This window comes from Spirillospora sp. NPDC048819, from assembly GCF_040650055.1.
Lineage (GTDB): Bacteria > Actinomycetota > Actinomycetes > Streptosporangiales > Streptosporangiaceae > Spirillospora.
Map to the genome: position 1 here is coordinate 32,499 of NZ_JBEZGN010000015.1, position 18,491 is coordinate 50,989.

Consider the following 18,491-nt stretch of genomic DNA (forward strand, 5'->3'; position numbering starts at 1 on the left):
GCCCCGAGAGGGGAGGCTCGCTCATGGCCCAGAAGGTGAACGAAGTGATGACGCCGGTGCCCGTGGCGGTGTCCCCGGACACGTCCCTGGCGCAGGTCGGGGACCTCATGCGGCAGCACGGCATCGGCGACGTCCTGGTCGTCCACGAGGGGCGGCTCCGCGGCCTGGTCACCGACCGCGACATCGTCGTCCGCGCCGTCGCCGTCCAGAAGGACATGGCCGGCACGACCGTCGCCGACATCTGCAGCACCAACATGATCACCATCACGCCGGGGGAGGACGCCGACGCCGCCGTCCGCCTGATGCGGCGGCACGCCGTCCGCCGCATCCCCGTCGTGGACGGCGACCGCCCGATCGGCATGGTGTCCATCGGCGACCTGGCCGTCCAGCGCGACGAGCGCTCGGCCCTCGCCGACATCAGCGCCGAACCGCCGAACACGTGATCACACTGAAGCTGGAGGACGCCGAGCTGCCCGGCGACCTCGCGATACCGGACGGCGCCACCGGCGTCGTCCTCTTCGCGCACGGCAGCGGCAGCTCCCGGCTAAGCCCCCGCAACCGCTCCGTGGCCGACGGCCTCAACGCCGCCGGAATCGGGACGCTCCTCATCGACCTGCTCACCGAGCACGAGGGTCAGATCGACCGCGTGACCGCCGCCCTCCGCTTCGACATCGAACTCCTGACGCTCCGCCTCATCGGCGCGATCGACCGGCTGACGGAGGGCCTCGAATCCGCCCCGCACACGGCGGGCCTCCCCATCGGCCTGTTCGGCGCCAGCACCGGTGCCGCCGCCGCCCTGGCCGCCGCCGCGGCCCGCCCCCGCATCGCCGCGGTCGTCTCCCGCGGAGGACGCCCCGACCTGGCGGGCCCGTCCCTGCCCCGCGTCCGCGCACCCGCCCTCCTGATCGTCGGCGGCCGCGACACGGAAGTCCTGCACCTCAACGAGCAGGCGAGCAGGAGCCTCGACATTTCGGAAGTCCACGTCATCTCAGGCGCCACCCACCTCTTCGAGGAGCCCGGAGCCCTCGAAGAGGTCACCACCCAGGCCGCCGACTGGTTCAATCGGTACCTGTGATGCGCGACATCATCGTCGTCGGCGCCGGCCCCGCCGGATCCGCCGCCGCCTGCCACCTGGCCCGCGCCGGCCTGGACGTCCTCGTCCTGGAGAAGACGTCCTTCCCCCGCGAGAAGATCTGCGGCGACGGCCTCACCCCCCACGCCGTCCGTGAACTCCAGACCCTCGGCGTCGACCTCACCACCCCGGGCTGGTTCCCCAACAAGGGCATCCGCCTCATCGGCGCCGGCCGCACCCTCGAACTCGACTGGCCGGACGGCCACGGACTCACCCGCACCCGCGCCGACTTCGACGAACTCCTGGCCCGCCAGGCCGTCTCCGCCGGAGCGACCCTCCAGGAGAACACCAAGGTCACCGCCCCCCTCCAGGCGAACGGCCGGATAACCGGCGTCCGCACCCAGAACGGCGCCCACGAGGCCCGCCTGGTCATCGCCGCGGACGGCGCCTCGTCCCGCCTCTCCGTCGCCCTGGGCCTGCACCCGTCCCGCGACCGCCCCATCGGCATCGCCGGCCGCCGCTACTACCGCAGCCCACGCCACGACGACCCCTACCTGGAGGCCTGGCTCGACCTGGCCCCCGCCGGCTACGGCTGGGTCTTCGGCATGGGCGACGGAACCTGCAACGTCGGCGTCGCCCTCCTGCGCACCGACCACCCCGACTACCGCCGCCTCCTCACCCGCTGGCTGTCACCTCTGCCGCCCGACTGGGGCCTCACCGAAGAGAACGCTGTAGGGCCCCTCCGCGGCGCCGCCCTCCCCATGGGCTTCAGCCGCCGCCCCCATCACCTCCCAGGCCTCCTCCTCGTCGGCGACTCCGGAGGCATGATCAACCCGTCCAACGGGGAGGGCATCGCCTACGCCCTGGAGGCCGCCCGCATCGCCGCCGACGTCATCACCACGGCCTTCTCGTCCCCGGTCCCCGAACGAGTCCTGCAGACCTACCCATCCGCCCTCAAACACGCCAACGGCAGCACCTTCACCCTCGGCCGCGCCTTCACCCGCGCCCTCGACGACCCCCGCATCATGCGCCTGGCCACCCGCCACGGCCTCTCCCACCCGTCCCTCATGCGCTTCGCCCTCAAACTCCTCGGCGGCCTCCCGGCCCCCGCCACCCGCACCGCCACCGACCACCTGGCCGCCGCCCTCACCAGGCTCACCCCCGCCTCCTGACCCTGTGGCGGCCACCGTCGTCCTTGCCGTACAGCAGGTCACGGCAGAGTTCGGCGCGTTCCCGGAAGCGCGCCGCCGCCGCCAGGTGGTAGCCGCACATCTGCGGGTCGGTGACGGCCATCTGCTCCAGCAGGGCCGCGGCCCGCTCATCGGACCGGAGCTGCGAACGCAGCATCAGAACGGCCAGCTCCTCGGACGCGTCCGGGGCGGCGGATGGGCGGCCTGGGACGGTCCTCATCATGACTCCTGGTGCGCGTCGGAAACGACGACGTGCCACCAGGGTCTGGGGCGGCCGACCCGCCGGCCGGGCAGGGCCGAACGGGTCCGTCGCGTTCAACATAAGTCCCGCCGTCGCACCTGACAAGGTCAGGCGTCGCGCCGCGTCCCCGTGGCGAGCATGTCGGCGACCTCGGGGGCCTGCTCCACGACCGCACGGGCGACCTGGGACAGAAGCCGGTTGTGGTCGCGGGCGTACCGGCGCATCAGGGTGAACGCCTCGCCGATGGAGATCTGCCCCCGCTCGGCCAGGACGCCCTTGGCCTGTTCGATGACGATGCGGCTGGTGAGGGCACTCTGCAACTGCTCCACGATCAGCTCGCTGCGGCCGAAGGCCCGCTCGTGCACGAGACCGATCGCGGCCACGTCCGCCAGCACCTGCGCGACCATCACGGCCTCCTCATCCAGGTCCCCGGCGCGGCCGCGCAACAGGTTCATCGCACCCAGCCGCTCCTCGCGCAAACGCAGGGGCAGCGCCGTCACCCCGGTGAACCCGCAGTCACGGGCGACGGCGCTGAAACGCGGCCAGCGCTGAGGCTCCAAACCCAGATCACCGCACGTCACCTGGACGCCGGTGCGGAAGCAGTCCAGGCACGGGCCCTCCTCGTCCTGCACCTGGAACAGCTCCAGCATTCTGGCCTGCTCGGTGGACGCGGCCGCGAAGGCCAAGGCGCCGCGCGGGTCGGCCAGCAGCACCGCCGCGGCGTCCACGTCCAGCAGTTCCACGCAGCGTTCGCACAGCGTGTGCAACAACTCGATGACATCGAACCCGGCGACCAGCGTGTCGGCCAGTTCAACGAACATCTCGCCCAGTCGTCGTTCCAACATTGCGGCCACCACCTCCAACTGTGAGGGCAAAGGGGGTCACTATGAGTCCATGCCCGGAGAGAACCTCAACTCTTTCTCGACGACCCGGCGGGCCACCTCGCGCAGGCTTTGATCGTTGGCATAGGCGTAGGCGCGCAACCGTGCGTACGCCTCGGCCGGGCCGGTCTCCAACTGCACCGACACCATCCCCGCCGCCTGATGCACCTGGGGCCACCGATCCAGGTACGAATCGTCCGCGCCTCCGCCCGGCGCCAACCCGGTCATCAGCGTCATCAGCGCCGCGTCCGCGAACAGCAGCCCGTCGACCAGCGCCGCGCCTCCCAGCGGACGCCGCGTCCAGTAGATCTCCAGGGTGCCGACCGCCACGGCGCCGACCAGCAGCGGGAACGCGAACACCGTCACCGCCCCCAGCCCCGACGCCGCCGGCGCGAACAGCGGCCACCGCCGCTGGACGTCGGCCGTCTCCAGGTCGCCCACCATCACGGGCCGGTCCCCGTTCACGGTCTCCATCCCAGGCCCCTCGCCAACGGTGACCTGCAACTCGGCCATCGCCCCACCGACCGGGCCGACCGCGCACAACGGCTCGTACAAGCCCGCCTCGCCCCGCACAGCAGCGCACACCCCAGCCGCCTTCGCCAGCCTCAGGCAAGTCCGGCAAACATGGCCGATCAAGGGCGGTGACGCCCCGTCCACCCGGGCCAGGTCGTCGATCGCCGCCCGGATCTCCGCCGCCCGCTCCCTGCCTGCCACTGCCCGCCCGCCCGGCCGGTTCCGCGTCGCCGCCTGACCGTCCCGACCCTACTCCGCAGCCGCCCGCACCGTTTCGCGATCGCCCCCGCCGACCAGGTACGCTTTCCCGGCAACGAGCACGCGGGCGCGTAGCTCAGGGGTAGAGCACTCGCCTTACAAGCGAGGGGTCGGCGGTTCAAAACCGTCCGCGCCCACCAGCGAAAAGACCCTGTTCCCGATCATGGGAACAGGGTCTTCGTGTACCGTCCCGACGTCGAGGTCGAGGGGCGGCGGCGCTCAGGCCGCTGCGCGGCCCCGCGGCAGGCCGCCCGGAGCGTGCGGCGTGGGCGCCGATCACCGGACGGCCGCGCCGGGCCGCGCGTCCTGCCGCCTCCGCCCTGTCCGCCGGGGGTCGCCGGTCGCCGGGTCGCGCCGCCGCATCATCCAGTCATTGACCGAAGGAGTTGTCGCGCTTCACACCCGCCTTATGAAGGGCGGTATGGGCACGAAACCGAATGCGAGCGCACCGGCGCCGCTCGTCATCGGGAGTGGCATCGGTGCACACGCAGCGAGCGGCCAACCACTCCAGATCCTCGGGACTCAACCACACGGCCATCCGACCCAGGTTCGCCTCATGTTCGGGATCCGTTGGCTCTGGTGGGCTCGGCATGCCGCGAGCCTAGGCCGTGTCCGGTGGATCTTGGGTGAGGTCGCGGAGCCAGATCTTGATGGAGGCGACGTCGATGGTGCCGTTGTAGGTGAAGGCTCTTCTGTCGTAGCGGGTTGCGATCGCCCGGAACTGCTTGAGCTTGCTGATGCAGCGTTCGACGACGTTGCGGTCCTTGTAGGCGTGGGAGTCGAACGCGACCGGGCGGCCGCCTGCCGCGCCACGGCGCTTACGCCATTTCTGCTGGTCGGTCTTCTCCGGGATGACCGCCTTGATGCCCCGGCGGCGCAGATGGGCGCGGATGGCCCGGCTGGAGTAGGCCTTGTCGGCCAGCACACGGCGGGGCCGGACCCGATCGCGGCCGATGCCGCAGCGTTTGATGCGGACCTGGCCGAGCACTGGCAGCAACATCGTGCCGTCGAATCGCTGGCCCGGTGAGGTCAGCCGGGCGATCGGCCGGCAGCGCCGGTCGGCCGCCAGGTGGATCTTGGTGCTGAGCCCACCGCGGGACCGGCCCGGGGCCTCCCGGCCGTCGGATTCGTCCCTTCTCAGGTCCCCCTTTTGCGGAGCCGACGCGGTCGGCGATGCCGGGCTCCGGCCGCGTGCTGGTGCGCACGCACCGCGGTGGAGTCGATCCCGACCGTCCAGTCATCGCCCTCGGCCAGATCGGCCCCGATCCGTAGCTCGTCCAGGATCCGGCGCCAGGTTCCGTCCGCTGACCAGCGGCGATGTCGCTCGTAGCAGGTCTTCCACGGCCCGAACCGCTCCGGCAGGTCCCGCCACGGCACCCCCGTCCGAACCCGGCACAAGATGCCCGACACCACCCGCCGGTGATCGGCCACTGACCACCACGACCACCAGAAGACGGCAACAGCGGCGCAAGCCGCTCCCACTCCGTAGCAGTCAGCTCGAACCGCCGCGTCACCGACCAACAACTACCGAACCGATAGATCAAGATCTATCGGACACGCCCTAGCGGCGGCCGCGTTCTCGCCGACTGCGGGGCCCGGCCGGTACCAAGCAGGACGTCACTGAAGGCGGCACCGCCGAGCCACTGACCTGTGAGACCAGGGTCAGTGGCTCGGCGGGCGGTCGGGCCCTGGACGCTCCGGCCAGTGCCTCGTCAGGGTTCCAGGTCGGCCACGCCCTTGCCGCTCGGCATGTCAATCGGTACGGAGACCTGGTCGTGTGCGATCAGCCAGGCATCGTCGATTTTGCGAAAACCGTAGGTGGCCCGGACCCACATGCCGCTCGTCGCCGTTCCGTCGGCCAGCGTGCCGCTGAACCGGCCGAAACAGTGCCCGTAGGCGACATCGGCGCCCACGGTGAGCGTCAGGTCGCGGACCTCGTAAGACGGCTCTCGGAAGAGCGTGAAGGCGTGCGTCCAGTTCTTCAGCTTCGCCGCGATCCCCACGTGCTGCAGCGGCGGCTCGATGTCGAAGGACACGACGTCCGCTGCGTAGACTTGCTCCAGGGCCTTCAGATCCTTGCCCCGGATCCCTTCGACGAGCTTATCGACCTGCTGCCGGATCTTGGCTTCGTCGACCTCGTGCTGCGCGGGCATGAACACTCCTTCGATCAGTGAGGAGCCTCTGCTTCCCACCTCCTATGACGAAGTAGCCCTTTGAAGTGTGATGCCTCGCCAGAAGCCGTCTGGAACGCCATCGGCCCCTCGACCGCCCGTGTTCGCCGCTGGGGCGCGCTGCCCCCTCGTCCCGGTCGCTATCGCGCAGGCCGACGCGGCCACGCGCCGTGGCGCGGCAGGCGGTCGCCCGGTCGCGTTCGACCGCCCAAGTCCACAAGCACCGAAACGTTGTCGAACGCTGCATCAGCAAGCTCAGCAGTTCCGGGCGGTCGCAACCCGCTACGGCAAAAGAGCCTTCGTCAACCACGGCACCATCGATGTCGCCTCCATCAAGATCTGGCTCCGCGACCTCACCCAAGATCCACCGGACACGGCCTAGGACACTTGGCACACAGGAGTGCCTTGGCGGGGCACTCCGACTCCGGGAAGCACGTGGCGTGTCCGTGTCGGCAGACGGGAAGCTCAGGCGGGGGAGCGGTGTGCGTGCCACGCGGGAGGACGGCCCCGTGCCATTGTGTGCCACTTGGAAGCATGGGAGTTGTGAGGCGCGGCGGCTCACAGCCTTGATCAGCCTGTGTGATCATGACGCGCGCACGTGTCATTAACGTGCCATTAGGTCTGTGGACAGAGAGTGCGCGCCGCCCCGGACGCGTTGCCGAGGCCCAGGTCAGCGCCGCTCTTTGGATGATCACGGCTCCATACAAGCGAGGGGTCGGCGGTTCAAAACCGTCCGCGCCCACCCAGGCGAAGGCCATGGTCCGCCGTCGCGGACCATGGCCTTTGATCTTGCGAGCGACCAACTGAGTGACTTAGAGGTCCCGAGCCGTTGAGTCGCCGACGGCGAAGATGCCGCCAACGGCGGTAGCGCCGCCGGCCGGATCTGCAGGCGGCGCACCTCCCGGAACTGCGACCAGGCAGCCTTGTCGAGCACCTTACGGAGTCAGCGTCGGACGAGGATGCCAGCAAGGGGGAGGCTGGAGTGGGTGCAGAAGACCAGACCAGCCTCGGACGAGGTGTCGCCGGAGTTATCGTCCGGTGTCCCAAGAGCCGCTGGAGTGCGTTGACGCCACGGTGCGGAGACCCGCCCGTGACTTGGGCGGCCCGATGATCAGTTCGCCCGTGTCGAGGCGAGGGGCACTCAGGCTGCTGCGCGGCCCCGGCGCCAGGCCGCCCGGAGCGTGCGGCACGGGCACAGGTCACCGTGTCGGCGACGGGTGAAAACTGGCTCTGGCACACATTCCGTGATCGGGCTGGGCGGGTAGGTCACGGTTCGGGTGTTCTTGCCGGTAGCCGCGCCAGCGATCATGAGTATCGGCCGGTGTGTCGATCAAGGAACTGCTCACCGTCTTCTTCCCTCACCTGGACCGTGTGCGTGTTGACCAGGTGTTCCGTTCCGGTGCTTCGGTGCGGCTCAAGGCCAGGACCGCGACGGCCGAGGCGGCGTGCCCGAGTTGCGGGACGCCGTCACGACACAGGCATAGCCGCTATGAGCGGCGGCTGTCCGATACCGCGGTCGGCGACCAGGAGCTGCTGATCCACCTGCAGGTGCACCGGTTCTTGTGCCGCAACGACGGCTGTGGCAAGAGGACCTTCGCCGAGCAGGTCCCCGGGCTGACCGTGCGCTATGGCCGCCGGTCGGTGGCGGCCGGTGAAGCCCTGCGAGCGATCGCGCTGGCGCTGGCCGGCCGCCCGGGTGCCCGCCTGGCCGAACGGCTGGTGACCGCCGTGAGCCGGATGACGCTGCTTCGGTTGATCCGCCGCCTGCCCGACCCCACACATGACCCCGCTCACCAGGCCGGACCCCGCGTGCTGGGCGTGGACGACTTCGCCCTGCGCCGCGGCAGGAACTACGGAACCATCCTGATCGACATCACCACCGGCAAGCCCGTGGACGTCTTGGCCGACCGCACCGCCGACACCCTGGCGAACTGGCTGCACGCCCACCCTGGCGTCGAGATCGTGTGCCGAGACCGCGCCGGCGCCTACGCCGACGGCATCAGCCGCGGCGCGCCCGAGGCGATCCAGGTCGCTGACAGGTGGCATCTGTGGCGCAATATCGGTGACGCCGTCGAACGAACGGTCACCCGGCACCGCCGGGCCCTGCATGCTCTCACACCTGTTTCGCCCGGCCAGGCCGACGGTGCCCCGGCGGCCTGCACCCCGCCGCCGGTGCCGGTGTCGCCACCGGCTCAGTTACTGGGGGCCAGGCGGGACCGGGTCGCGGTCCGCACCCGCGAGCGGCACGCCGCCGTCCACACCCTGATCGACCAAGGCCGCAGCCACCTGCAGATCGCGTGCGAGCTGGAGTTGAGCCGTAACACCGTCCGCCGATTCGCCCGAACCGACGACCCTGACGACCTCCTGGTCCACGCCGGAACCGGTCAGCGCCCGAAAGAACTCGCCGCCTACGACTCCTACCTGCGGCACCGCTGGAACCAGGGCTGCACCAACGCCGCACAACTCTTCCAGGAACTACGCAGCCAGGGATACCGCGGCGCCGCAACCACCCTGCGCCAGTACCTCCAGCCATGGCGGACCGCCCCACCCACGCCCCCCGCCGGGCCCGCCCGGCGCCGACCGCCGACGGTCCGGCAGGCCACCGGCTGGTTCCTGCGTCACCCCGCTCACCTCGACCCCGACGACCAACGCCGGCTCGACGCGCTCTGCGCCGCCTGCCCCCAGTTGAACGCCCTGCGCACGCATGTCCGCCTTTTCGCCGAGATCATGATGGACCGCACCGGCCAACAACTCCAAGCCTGGATGACCAGCGTGCTCGCCGATGACCTTCCCGAGCTGCACTCGTTCGTCACCGGCCTGCGCCGCGACCAGGACGCCGTCACCGCCGGCCTCACCCTGCCCTACAGCTCCGGGCCCGTCGAGGGACACGTCAACCGCATCAAAACGATCAAGAGACAGATGTACGGCCGCGCGAGCTTCGACCTGCTCCGCAAACGCATCCTGCTGAACGACTGACGACCCGATCACGGAATGTGTGCCAGAGCCAGAATTCGGCCGCCGTTGACACACCGGACGGCCGCGCCGGGCAACGCATCGCAACGCGTCCGCGGCCCACCCCGACCGCCCGCCGCAGGGGCCGCGCCGCCGCTTACCGGTCGTGATGCACTTGCTTCCGGGCCACGCCAGTCGGCTCGCCAGGCCGATACCATCCCATGATGGAAAATGATCTCAACTGTCTACGTTGCGGGGCGGGCGACCTAGTACAGGGCTACCTGTATGACGCCGGGCAGCTTTCAGCCGGGGATTCCAGGTGGATCGAAGGCCCTATTAAGCGCAACTGGGCTGGCGTCGCCGATCCTAAAGGCCGCAGGGTATTCGGTGTGACAGCGCTCCGCTGTCCCCGATGCTCTCACCTGGAATTGGTCGCCGACACACAGCTGGGCTAAATGCGCCTCCGACTGGGCCTCCGACTCCCGGGAAGCTGAGGCGGGGGGAGCGGTGTGTGCCACACGGGCAAGGGCTTCCGTGCCATTCGCGTGCCATTAGGTCGGGTCGCCTGTGGAGGATGAGGCGTCCGGGAGGGTGGCCGGGCGCAGGCCGGGGGTGGCGGGCGGGTGATCACGGCTTCTTGTCGGCGGTTCGGAACCGTCCGCGCCCACCAGCCGAAACCCCCTGTTCCCCCATCACGGGAACGGGGGGTTCATGCCATTAGCCGACGAGCGCGGGGTGTCCCGGCGGCTCCATCGTCGTCAACTGGGTTGGTGGTGTTGGTCTTGTTGTCCATGGCTTGGGCGATCGCCCGGTTTACGCCGCCGTCCAATGTTGGTGGATCAGCGCCGCCCGCACGCTGGTGCCTCTATCGTGCACGGAGGTCTTGCGCCCCGATACAGAGGAGTCGTTGTTGTCCGATGAGCATGCGGTCTTCTTAAACTTCGTCCTCACTGGCGACAGCTTCGGCCACGAGGCGGAACGAGAAGCGATCTACGTCCTGGAAGACCAGCTTGAAGCAGTCCTCGAAGCCGCGGGAAGCGGCGAGTGCGACGGCCACGAGTTCGGTGCCGGCACTGCAACGATCTACCTCTACGGGCCAGACGCCGAAGCCCTGCTCAGGGCCATTGAGCCCGTGCTTCGAACGGCCGACTTCCCTCCGACAGACGCCGAACTACGCTTCGGATCCGTTGACGATGAAGATTGCCGCGTCGAGGTTGTCCCATTCGGAAAAGGAGACGCCTCTGGTAGGGGCCTCTGACTCTGGAAGCTCAGCCAGCGTGGTGACGGTCGTGGGGGGCACGGGTACGTGCCGCCTACCGCCTTCCATAGAGGCGAGGCAGGTCGAGTAGATGATGGCCGTAGACCTGGCGTTCGATCAGGTCCAGCACCAGGACCAGGAAGACATCCGGATCCGGGCACCGCACCAGCACGTGCTGGTGTCTACCGCCGGGCATGTTCCAGGCGTGAGAGACCTCACCGGCGGTGAAGTCGAAGCCGCCGAAGTCCTCAAGCGGTATCGCGTCGAAGTACGCCCAGAACTCGACCGGGGGTGGCGTCTCCAGGTCCACTTTCTCGGGGTGATCACCCATCGTGGCCTTGAAATCGGCTTCGGTGAGACGTGGCATCAGGTCAGCATGCCCATGGCGGTCTCCTTGCTCAACACCCGTCGTGTCTTCGGCGAGGGCCTCTCTGGGGCCCGTGACTGGGACGGTGGGGACCGCTCAGGTCCATGCGTCGCCCGCCACGGGGCGCTGCGCCGGCGGGTAGGCTCGCAGCCTTTATCGCGGCAGCGGAGTGTCATGCGAGTCGAAGACGCGCTGGAACGGCTGCTTGGGGTCCTGCAGGAAGCAGGGCAAGAACCTCAGCGGCTCGAACCATGCTCAGCGTGGAGGGCCTTCGGCTCCTTCATGCAGCATCCAGTCCAGGCCGAGGAAGACGCCTTGTTGTATGAGTACGGCACCTACTCGTTCAGCGGGCCGCGCCGCTTCATCCTGGCCTTCTGCCGTCAGTTCGACATCGATCAGGACGGAGCGCCTGTCCTCATCCAGCTTCGTTGTGAGATCGAGTACGAGCCCACGCTCGCCCTTGAGGCCCTGGGAACGTACAACCGCTGGTGGTCTGGGGCGGATGACGAACCTCCCCTGGTGGCGTTGTTGGACGAGATCGGACGTCGGCCGGAATGGGATGTCATCAACGCCCATCGACCGGTGACGAGCTCGGTCTACCAAGAACGTGCGTGCTGACGACCACGCTCCTCTGGCGGGGATGTGGGCGGTTCCGGGCTATCGATCTGCTGAAACCTCCGTGTCACGCCTTTGGGCCGTAGAGGGTGGCTATGTCCTCGGAGGCGGGCCAGCGGCTGTAGGTGGGGGACTGCGGCCAGTCCTTGGGCGAGTCCTGCCACTCCTCCTGTCGTCCGTACGGCAGGAGGTCGATCAGGGCGAAGGTGTGGCTGAGCTGTTCGGTACCTCGGCCGTTGGTGTGCCAGGTGCGATAGACGGTGTCGCCGTCGCGCAGGAACACGTTGACCGCGAAGCCGGCGTTGGGCGGTGCGCCCACGTCGGCGCCGAACGAGCTGTTCGCGGTGGAGTACCAGGCCATTTTGTTTCCGACTCGGCGTTTGTACGCGAGTGCCTCGTCGATCGGGCCCTGGGTGACGATGACGAACCTGGCGTCGTAGGCCTCCAGGAACTCCAGGCGCGTGAACTGCGAGGTGAACCCGGTGCAGCCCGGGCACTGCCACTCCTCGCCGGGGAACCACATGTGGTTGTAGACGATCAGCTGGGACTTGCCGCCGAAGACGTCGGCCAGTGTGACCGGCCCTTCCTCGCCTTCCAGGGTGTATTCGGGCATCTCGACCATCGGCATTCGGCGGCGCTGGGCGGCGATCGCGTCGAGTTCGCGGGTCGCGGCCTTCTCCCGGACGCGCAGCTCGTCGAGGTGGCGTTGCCAGGTCTCGGTGTCGACGACGGGTGGTAGCGCGGTCATGGGCTCCTCCAGAGTTCGCGGATTGTGGTTCGAACGTATGGACCATGGCCGGACGCGAAACTCATCGGGCCGCGAGACCGGCGGTCCGCGGAGTGGCCGGATTCGGTCGTTCGGTGTTGGGCGCGCGTTCATGCCGTCCGGTGTTCATGGGGTGTTCGCCGGGCGGTGGTTGGGTGCCGCGCATGCGTGTTTGCCTGGCCGTCTCCGTGCGGCAGTCCAGAGAGCAGATCCCACCCGCGGTGCTGACGGCGGCCCGGCGGGCCATCGTGGAGGCGGTGCCCGCGCCCGCCGACCGCTGGCGTACCGCGGAGTGGATCTCGCCTGACGGCGGTACGGCGTTGCTGGCCTGGTCCAATGAGCCCTGCGAGGCGCCGTTCCCGGAGCCGGTCCTGACCTCCGGTGACCGCGCCCTGAGCTACTGCGGGTACCTGGGCGACAAGGGTGACGCCGACGTGTTGCTGGGCGGCGGCGACGTGGACGACCTGGGGGGCTGCTTCTCGGTGTTCCGCGCCGGGCCGGACGGTTTCGAGGCCGCCACGTCCATCACGCGTGCCTGCCCCGTCTACCACGCTGAGGCGGGCGGTCTGCGTTTCGCCGCGTCCCGCGCCCTGCTGGCGCATCTGGCCGCCCGGGCCGCGGCGACCGGGTCGGGCCGTCCGTCGCCCGTCTACGACGTGATGGCGTTGCAGTCGATGGTGCGGCACGGGTTCTTCGTCTCCGACGAGACGCCGTTCGAGGGTGTGCGGGCGGTCCCGAACGCGGCCACTCTCGTCGCGCGGCGCGGCCGCGGCGTCGCCGTCGTCGCGCGGTCGCTGCCCGAGCAGGGGCCCGTGCCGCGCAGGCGCAAGGAGGCCCGCGAGCGGGTGGAGCCGCTGGCCGAGGCGCTGCTGGACGCCGTGGAGCCGTTCAGGCGGCACGTTCGGCCGATGCGGCTGGCGCTGTCCGGTGGACGTGACAGCCGCCTGATCGCCGCCGCCTGCCACGCCGCGGGGGTGCCGTTCTTCGGCGCCACCCACGGCCTCGCCGACAGCCCCGACGTGGTGCTGGCGCAGCGCGTGGCCGAGGTGCTGGGTGTGGAGTGCCGGGTCACGGTCGACAGGCAGAAGTCCGGTGCGGTCGTCGTCGCGCATCCGCTGCGGCGCGCTCATGCCCTGGTCCGCGTGTGCGAGGGCATGAACTCGGCGTACGAGGGCGTCAACCGGTGGGCGGACTACGATCCCGAGCCGCGCAGCTCCGGGTCCGGCGGGGAGCGGCTGCGCGGCGGCTTCCTGACCGATCAGCTCGACCTGACGCGCGACGGCGTCCATCGGCGGCTCAAGACGATCTTCCTGGCTCAGCGTGAGTTTCTCAGTGAGGACGCGAACGCCTACGCCGAGCGCTACTACGACGAGTGGGTCGCGCGTTATGAGCGCGACGGCATTGACGTGCTCGACAAGCTGCACATGTTCTACAAGACCGGACGCTGGCTGGCGGGCTCGCACACCGCGACCCTCATGAACTGGGCCTACTATCACCCGTTCCTCGACAATCGGGTGGTCCGCGAGGCGCTGGCGCTGCCCGTGCAGTGGCGGCTGAGCGAGGAGCCGGTCGCGCTGGTCATGGAGGCGTTCGCGCCGCAGCTGCGCGACGTGCCGTTCGACGGAAGGCGCTGGCGGTTCGAACGGGACCGCTCGCTGCGCCACTGGCGGGGCCGGCGGCGGGCCACGCCGCCGAGTACGGGCGCCGCCGGGTTCAACTGGCGCAAGTCGTACGGCTCGGAGCTGGCCGGGGTGTTCCGCGAGCACATCCTGGACGGGCCGTCCGAGCTGTTCTCCATCCTCGACCGCGGTGCGGTGGAGCGGCGGCTGGCCGAGGTGCCGCCGCGGCGTCCCGGGCAGAGCTGGAACCTGCTCACCCTGGGCGTCCTGCTGTCCGGCGCCTGGCGTGAGCCCGAGCCGGTCCACCTGCCGGACGTCGAGGTGCCCATTCCCACGTCGTGACGACCGGGTGAAATTGCCGCTAGGCCGGCTGGGTCAGTTTCTGGAGACGTTTTTCGAGGGCGGTGAGGCGGTCGTCGGTGGAGCGGTGGTGCAGGATGCCGGCGAGCCGGTCGGCCTCGTCGGGGTCGAGGACGAAGCGTTCCGACGGCTCGTCGTCGTGGGCGGATTCGTAGACGTAGAAATGGCGGCGTTCCGCGGCGTCGACGAGAACGGCGAAGCGGTGGCCGCTTCGGGTGACGATGTGGTGCAAGGTGCCGTTGCCGGGTACGGTCGAGTGAGTTATCTGCAAGTCAGCGGGTCTCCGTTGCCGTGGACTTTGCTCCATTCTCGGCGATGGACGCGCCGATCCGAATTGGTGCCGGCACCCATTCAGTGCTTTTGCAGTGTGTATGCGGGGTCCTTTTGCGGGTGGTGGCAGGCGACCCAGTGGCCGGGGGCGAGCGGGCGCATGAGGGGTTCCTCGGATGCGCAGCGGGCGTCGGCGAGGGGGCAGCGGGTGCGGAAGCGGCAGCCGCTGGGGGGCGCCATGGGCGAGGGGGGTTCGCCGGTCTCCTCGTCCGGGGCGAGGTGGAGCGGGCCGCGGGGGACGGACGCCAGGAGCGCGCGGGTGTACGGGTGGGCCGGACGTTCGACGAGGTCCGCGCCGGTCGCCAGTTCGCAGGTCTTGCCGAGGTACATGACCAGGACGCGGTCGCTGACGTTCTTGATCACCGCGAGGTCGTGCGCGATGAACACGAGGGTGAGCCCGTAGCGGGCCTTGAGGTCTTCGAGGAGGTTGAGGATCTGCGCCTGCACCGAGACGTCGAGGGCGGAGACGGGCTCGTCACAGATGATCACTTCGGGTTCGAGGGCCAGGGCGCGGGCGATGCTGATGCGCTGGCACTGCCCGCCGGAGAACTCGTGCGGGCGGCGGCCGGCGGTGGTGGCCGGGTCGAGGCCGACCGCTGCGAGGGCCTCGTCGATCCGGGACGCGTCGCCGTTCAGCGTGCCCCAGACGCGGGGGCCTTCGGCGACGATGTCGCGTACGCGGCGGCGGGGGTTGAGGGAGGAGATCGGGTCCTGGAAGATCATCTGGAGCCGCTGCCGGGTGCGGCGCAGGGCCTCGCCGCGCAGGGCGGTGAGTTCCAGCCCGGCCAGGCGGACCGATCCGGAGGCGGGGCGGGGCAACTGCATGATCGCCCGGGCGGCGGAGGACTTGCCGCAGCCGGATTCGCCGACGATGCCGAGCGTCTCGCCCTTGGCCACGTCGAAGCTCACGCCCGACACGGCGTGCACGGTGCGGCGCCCGGCGGGGTAGGTGACCGTGAGGTCCTGGACGCGCAGGATCGCGTCGTCGCGCAGGTGGGCTGTTCCGTTACCCGCCATGCCGCACGCTCCTTTCCGCGGCGGCCGGCCGCGGCTCGTCTCCGTCCGCCGGGTACCAGCAGGCGTGGGACCGGCCGTCCCCGCCGGGCAGCAGCGGCGGTTCGTCTGTCGTGCAGCGCTTCCGGGCGAACGGGCAGCGGGGGTGGAACCGGCAGCCGGTCGGCGGGGCGGCGAGGTCGGGCGGGCGGCCGTCGATGACGGTGAGCCGGGTGTGGCTCGGGGCGGTGAGGTCGGGGGCGGCGCGCAGGAGCGCCTCGGTGTAGCGCATGCGCGGGGCGGTGAACACGGCCTCGGCGGGGCCCTGTTCGACGATCTTGCCCGCGTACATGACGATCACGTCGTCGGCGTGTTCGGCGACCACGGTGAGGTCGTGGCTGACCAGCACCATCGCCATGTCGCGTTCGTCGCGCTGCCGGTGCAGCAGCCGCATGATCTGCTTCTGGACGGTGACGTCGAGCGCGGTGGTGGGCTCGTCGGCGAACAGCACCTCGGGGTCGCACGACAGCGCCATGGCGATCGTGACCCGCTGCCGCATGCCGCCGGAGAGCTGGTGCGGGTAGCCGCGCAGCACGCGGCGCGGCTCCGGGATGCCGACGGAGGCGAGCAGCCGCTCGGCGGTCTCGCGCGCCTGCCGTCGGGTCATCCCCAGGTGGACGCGCAGGGGTTCGGTCACCTGGGTGCCGATGGTGCGGACGGGGTTGAGCGCGGTCATGGGGTCCTGGAAGACGGTGGCCATGCGGGTGCCGAGGACGTCGCGCATGCCGTCCGGTCCGGCGCCGGTGAGGTCCCGGTCGCCGAGGTGCACCCGGCCGGACCGTTCGGCCGCCTCGGGGAGGAGCCCGAGGACGGTGCGGATGAGCACGGACTTCCCGCTGCCGGACTCCCCGACGATGGCGAGCGTGCGTCCGCGTTCGAGGGTGAACGACACGCCGTCGACGGCCCGGAGCGTTCCGCGCGGGGTGGGGAAGGCGGTGTGCAGGCCGGCCACTTCGAGCAGAGGTACCGGGCCGTCCGGCCGGGGAGGGGGCGGGGTGGACGGCGCTGTCGTCCGGCGCCGGGCGCGTGCGGGTTCCAGGCCGCTCTCCCGGTAGCCGGTGAGTTCCTGGAGCCGGTCGCCGACGAGGTTGAACGCGAGGACGGTCAGGAACATCACCGCGGACGGCACGAGGACGATGTGCACGGCCGTGTCCAGCGTGCTGCGGCCCTCGTTGATCATGCCGCCCCAGGTGGGCGTCGGCGGGCGCACCGACAGCCCCAGGAACGCCAGGCTGCCCTCGGCGATCACGACGACGGCCATCACGGTGAACGCGTAGGACAGGGCGGGCAGGACGACGTTCGGGGCGATCTCCCGCCACATCACGGTGGCGCCGCGGGCGCCCAGGGCCCGCGCGGCGGTGACGAACTCGCGCCGGGCGAACGAGAGCGTCACGCCGCGGATCAGCCGGACCCAGGCGGGCACTCCGAGCAGCCCGAGCACGATCAGGACGTTGCGGACGCTGGGTCCGGCGAAGGCCACCACCGCCAGCGCGAGGACCAGCGCAGGGAAGGCGAGCAGGATGTCGTTGCCCGTCATGATGATCCGGTCGGCCAGGCCGCGGCGGTAGCCGGCGAGGAGGCCGAGCGGGCCGCCGATCAGCAGTCCGAGGACGACGGCGCCGACGCCGACGCCGAGCGATACCCGGGCGCCGTGGACGACGCGGCTGAGCATGTCGCGGCCGAGCCCGTCGGTGCCGAGCGGATGATCCGGGCCGGGCGCGGCCCGGGGGTCGCCGCTGAGCGTGGCGTCGTAGTCCGGCAGGGGGAGCAGGTCGGCGGTGAGGGCCGCGGCGACGACGAGGATGATCCACAGGGCGGCGAGCCGGAAGCCCCAGCCGAGCCGCCTGCGCCGCTTCGCCTGGGAGGCGGGTTCGGCCGCGCCGCCCGGGACGGTTTCAGGATGCATGGCGGATCCTCGGGTCGAGAGCTCCGTAGAGCAGGTCGATGCCGAAGTTGACCAGGACGTAGCCGACCGCGACGACGAGCACCCCGCCCTGGACGACCAGGTAATCGCGGGACAGGATCGAGTCGACGATGAGCCGGCCGACGCCGGGCAGCCCGAACAGGGTCTCGATGATGACCGCGCCTCCGATCAGTGCTCCCAGGTTGAGCCCGACTACGGTGACCAGTGAGATCGCCGACGGGCGCAGGGCGTGCCGCCACAGGATGCGCCGGGGCGACAGGCCCCGGGCGCGGGCCAGGGTGATGTAGTCCTCCCGCAGGGTCGCGATCAGGTCGGAGCGCAGGAGCCGGGCGTAGACGGCGAGTTGCGCGGCGGCGAGCGTCACCGCCGGGAGCAGCATCGACCGCAGGTTCCCGGCCGGGTCGGCGGTGAAGGGCGTGTACCCGGTGGCCGGGAGCAGCGGCCACCGCACCGCGAAGACCATGATCAGCACGACGCCGGACACGAACACGGGGGTGGACAGCAGCCCGAAGCTCACCGTGGTGAGCGTCCGGTCGAGGAGGCCGCCGGCGCGGCGGGCGGCGGCCGCCCCGGCGGGAACCGCGAGGCCCAGCGAGATCACCTGGGACAGGACCAGCAGCTCCAGCGTGACCGGCAGCCGCTGGGCGAGGGATTCGGACACGGGGGTGCTGGTGATGTAGGAGGTGCCGAGGTCACCGGTGACCACGCCGCCCAGCCAGGCGAGGTAGCGCCGCCAGAACGGCTCGTCCAGGCCGAGGTCGTGCCGTACTGCGGCCAGCGCGGCCTGGTCCCCGGAGTAGCCGAGGATCTGCGTGGCCGGGTCGCCGGGCAGCAGGGTGATCATCCAGAAGGCGAGCAGGGACACGACGAGCAGGACGAACAGCAGCTGCGCGCCCCGCCGGAGCAGGATCGCGGCCACCG

At 70.4% G+C, this 18,491-nt stretch carries 18 protein-coding genes, 1 tRNA gene and 1 pseudogene; 9 read left to right on the forward strand and 11 right to left on the reverse strand.

The features are described 5' to 3' along the window. Positions 1 to 23: 23 nt before the first annotated feature. The 3 genes from AB0C35_RS20970 to AB0C35_RS20980 are packed head-to-tail and all read left to right on the forward strand — an operon-like array spanning position 24 to position 2,244. Positions 24 to 443 (forward strand): CBS domain-containing protein, encoded by a 420-nt coding sequence (locus tag AB0C35_RS20970; protein ID WP_358458248.1) that lies wholly within the window; start codon positions 24 to 26, stop codon positions 441 to 443. A 5-nt stretch (positions 444 to 448) separates the two neighbouring features. Then, positions 449 to 1,075, forward strand: coding sequence for a dienelactone hydrolase family protein (locus AB0C35_RS20975; protein ID WP_358458457.1), 627 nt, complete (start codon positions 449 to 451; stop codon positions 1,073 to 1,075). Next, a complete protein-coding gene (locus AB0C35_RS20980) occupies positions 1,075 to 2,244 on the forward strand; it encodes a geranylgeranyl reductase family protein (RefSeq protein ID WP_358458250.1) in 1,170 nt (389 codons plus the stop codon). Before AB0C35_RS20975 ends, AB0C35_RS20980 begins: the two co-directional genes overlap by 1 nt. Here the strand turns inward: AB0C35_RS20980 and AB0C35_RS20985 are convergent. The 3 genes from AB0C35_RS20985 to AB0C35_RS20995 form a co-directional block, all read right to left on the reverse strand. Next, positions 2,228 to 2,482 carry a hypothetical protein gene (locus AB0C35_RS20985; protein WP_358458251.1) on the reverse strand — a complete coding sequence of 85 codons (255 nt, stop codon included), beginning with the start codon at positions 2,480 to 2,482 and terminating at the stop codon, positions 2,228 to 2,230. The two genes, AB0C35_RS20980 and AB0C35_RS20985, sit on opposite strands and share 17 nt — an antisense overlap. A 128-nt stretch (positions 2,483 to 2,610) precedes the next feature. After that, positions 2,611 to 3,348 carry a GAF and ANTAR domain-containing protein gene (locus AB0C35_RS20990; RefSeq protein ID WP_358458253.1) on the reverse strand — a complete coding sequence of 246 codons (738 nt, stop codon included), beginning with the start codon at positions 3,346 to 3,348 and terminating at the stop codon, positions 2,611 to 2,613. A gap of 39 nt (positions 3,349 to 3,387) precedes the next feature. Then, positions 3,388 to 3,858, reverse strand: a complete 471-nt coding sequence (locus AB0C35_RS20995) for an ANTAR domain-containing protein (RefSeq protein WP_358458255.1) — start codon at positions 3,856 to 3,858, stop codon at positions 3,388 to 3,390. Positions 3,859 to 3,877: 19 nt separating this feature from the next. Here AB0C35_RS20995 and AB0C35_RS21000 point away from each other — a divergent pair, with 19 nt between their 5' ends. Then, on the forward strand, positions 3,878 to 4,135 hold the full coding sequence (locus AB0C35_RS21000) for a hypothetical protein (protein ID WP_358458257.1): 258 nt from the start codon (positions 3,878 to 3,880) through the stop codon (positions 4,133 to 4,135). Between the two features lie 85 nt (positions 4,136 to 4,220). Further along, positions 4,221 to 4,295, forward strand: a tRNA-Val gene (locus AB0C35_RS21005). Positions 4,296 to 4,756: 461 nt separating this feature from the next. Here the strand turns inward: AB0C35_RS21005 and AB0C35_RS21010 are convergent. Continuing rightward, a pseudogene (locus tag AB0C35_RS21010) lies at positions 4,757 to 5,669 on the reverse strand (IS5 family transposase). 198 nt (positions 5,670 to 5,867) lie between these two features. Continuing rightward, positions 5,868 to 6,308 carry a nuclear transport factor 2 family protein gene (locus tag AB0C35_RS21015; protein WP_358458259.1) on the reverse strand — a complete coding sequence of 147 codons (441 nt, stop codon included), beginning with the start codon at positions 6,306 to 6,308 and terminating at the stop codon, positions 5,868 to 5,870. 1,341 nt (positions 6,309 to 7,649) lie between these two features. Between AB0C35_RS21015 and AB0C35_RS21020 the strand changes: the two genes are divergently transcribed. Both AB0C35_RS21020 and AB0C35_RS21025 read left to right on the forward strand, forming a co-directional pair. Further along, on the forward strand, positions 7,650 to 9,302 hold the full coding sequence (locus AB0C35_RS21020) for an ISL3 family transposase (RefSeq protein ID WP_358458261.1): 1,653 nt from the start codon (positions 7,650 to 7,652) through the stop codon (positions 9,300 to 9,302). An 886-nt stretch (positions 9,303 to 10,188) separates the two neighbouring features. Then, a complete protein-coding gene (locus AB0C35_RS21025; protein WP_358458263.1) occupies positions 10,189 to 10,536 on the forward strand; it encodes a hypothetical protein in 348 nt (115 codons plus the stop codon). Positions 10,537 to 10,591: 55 nt separating this feature from the next. On the opposite strand, the gene AB0C35_RS21030 is transcribed toward AB0C35_RS21025, so the two are convergent. Further along, complete coding sequence (locus AB0C35_RS21030; RefSeq protein ID WP_358458265.1) at positions 10,592 to 10,903, reverse strand: hypothetical protein; 312 nt, start codon at positions 10,901 to 10,903, stop codon at positions 10,592 to 10,594. Between the two features lie 174 nt (positions 10,904 to 11,077). On the opposite strand from AB0C35_RS21030, the gene AB0C35_RS21035 reads away from it, so the two are divergent. Beyond that, positions 11,078 to 11,521 carry a hypothetical protein gene (locus tag AB0C35_RS21035; RefSeq protein ID WP_358458266.1) on the forward strand — a complete coding sequence of 148 codons (444 nt, stop codon included), beginning with the start codon at positions 11,078 to 11,080 and terminating at the stop codon, positions 11,519 to 11,521. A gap of 64 nt (positions 11,522 to 11,585) precedes the next feature. Here AB0C35_RS21035 and AB0C35_RS21040 read toward each other — a convergent pair whose 3' ends face one another. Continuing rightward, a complete protein-coding gene (locus tag AB0C35_RS21040; protein ID WP_358458267.1) occupies positions 11,586 to 12,266 on the reverse strand; it encodes a DUF899 family protein in 681 nt (226 codons plus the stop codon). 182 nt (positions 12,267 to 12,448) lie between these two features. Between AB0C35_RS21040 and AB0C35_RS21045 the strand changes: the two genes are divergently transcribed. Then, positions 12,449 to 14,245, forward strand: a complete 1,797-nt coding sequence (locus AB0C35_RS21045) for a hypothetical protein (RefSeq protein ID WP_358458269.1) — start codon at positions 12,449 to 12,451, stop codon at positions 14,243 to 14,245. A 19-nt stretch (positions 14,246 to 14,264) separates the two neighbouring features. On the opposite strand, the gene AB0C35_RS21050 is transcribed toward AB0C35_RS21045, so the two are convergent. From AB0C35_RS21050 to AB0C35_RS21065, 4 genes are all read right to left on the reverse strand, one after another. Further along, a complete protein-coding gene (locus AB0C35_RS21050; RefSeq protein WP_358458270.1) occupies positions 14,265 to 14,534 on the reverse strand; it encodes a hypothetical protein in 270 nt (89 codons plus the stop codon). Positions 14,535 to 14,614: 80 nt separating this feature from the next. Beyond that, positions 14,615 to 15,610: an oligopeptide/dipeptide ABC transporter ATP-binding protein gene (locus tag AB0C35_RS21055; RefSeq protein ID WP_358458271.1), complete on the reverse strand. Its 996-nt coding sequence runs from the start codon at positions 15,608 to 15,610 to the stop codon at positions 14,615 to 14,617. Further along, positions 15,600 to 17,552: a dipeptide/oligopeptide/nickel ABC transporter permease/ATP-binding protein gene (locus AB0C35_RS21060; protein ID WP_358458273.1), complete on the reverse strand. Its 1,953-nt coding sequence runs from the start codon at positions 17,550 to 17,552 to the stop codon at positions 15,600 to 15,602. The genes AB0C35_RS21055 and AB0C35_RS21060 overlap by 11 nt, the downstream gene beginning before the upstream one ends. Then, on the reverse strand, positions 17,542 to 18,489 hold the full coding sequence (locus AB0C35_RS21065; protein ID WP_358458275.1) for an ABC transporter permease: 948 nt from the start codon (positions 18,487 to 18,489) through the stop codon (positions 17,542 to 17,544). The genes AB0C35_RS21060 and AB0C35_RS21065 overlap by 11 nt, the downstream gene beginning before the upstream one ends. Between the last annotated feature and the right edge of the window lie 2 nt (positions 18,490 to 18,491).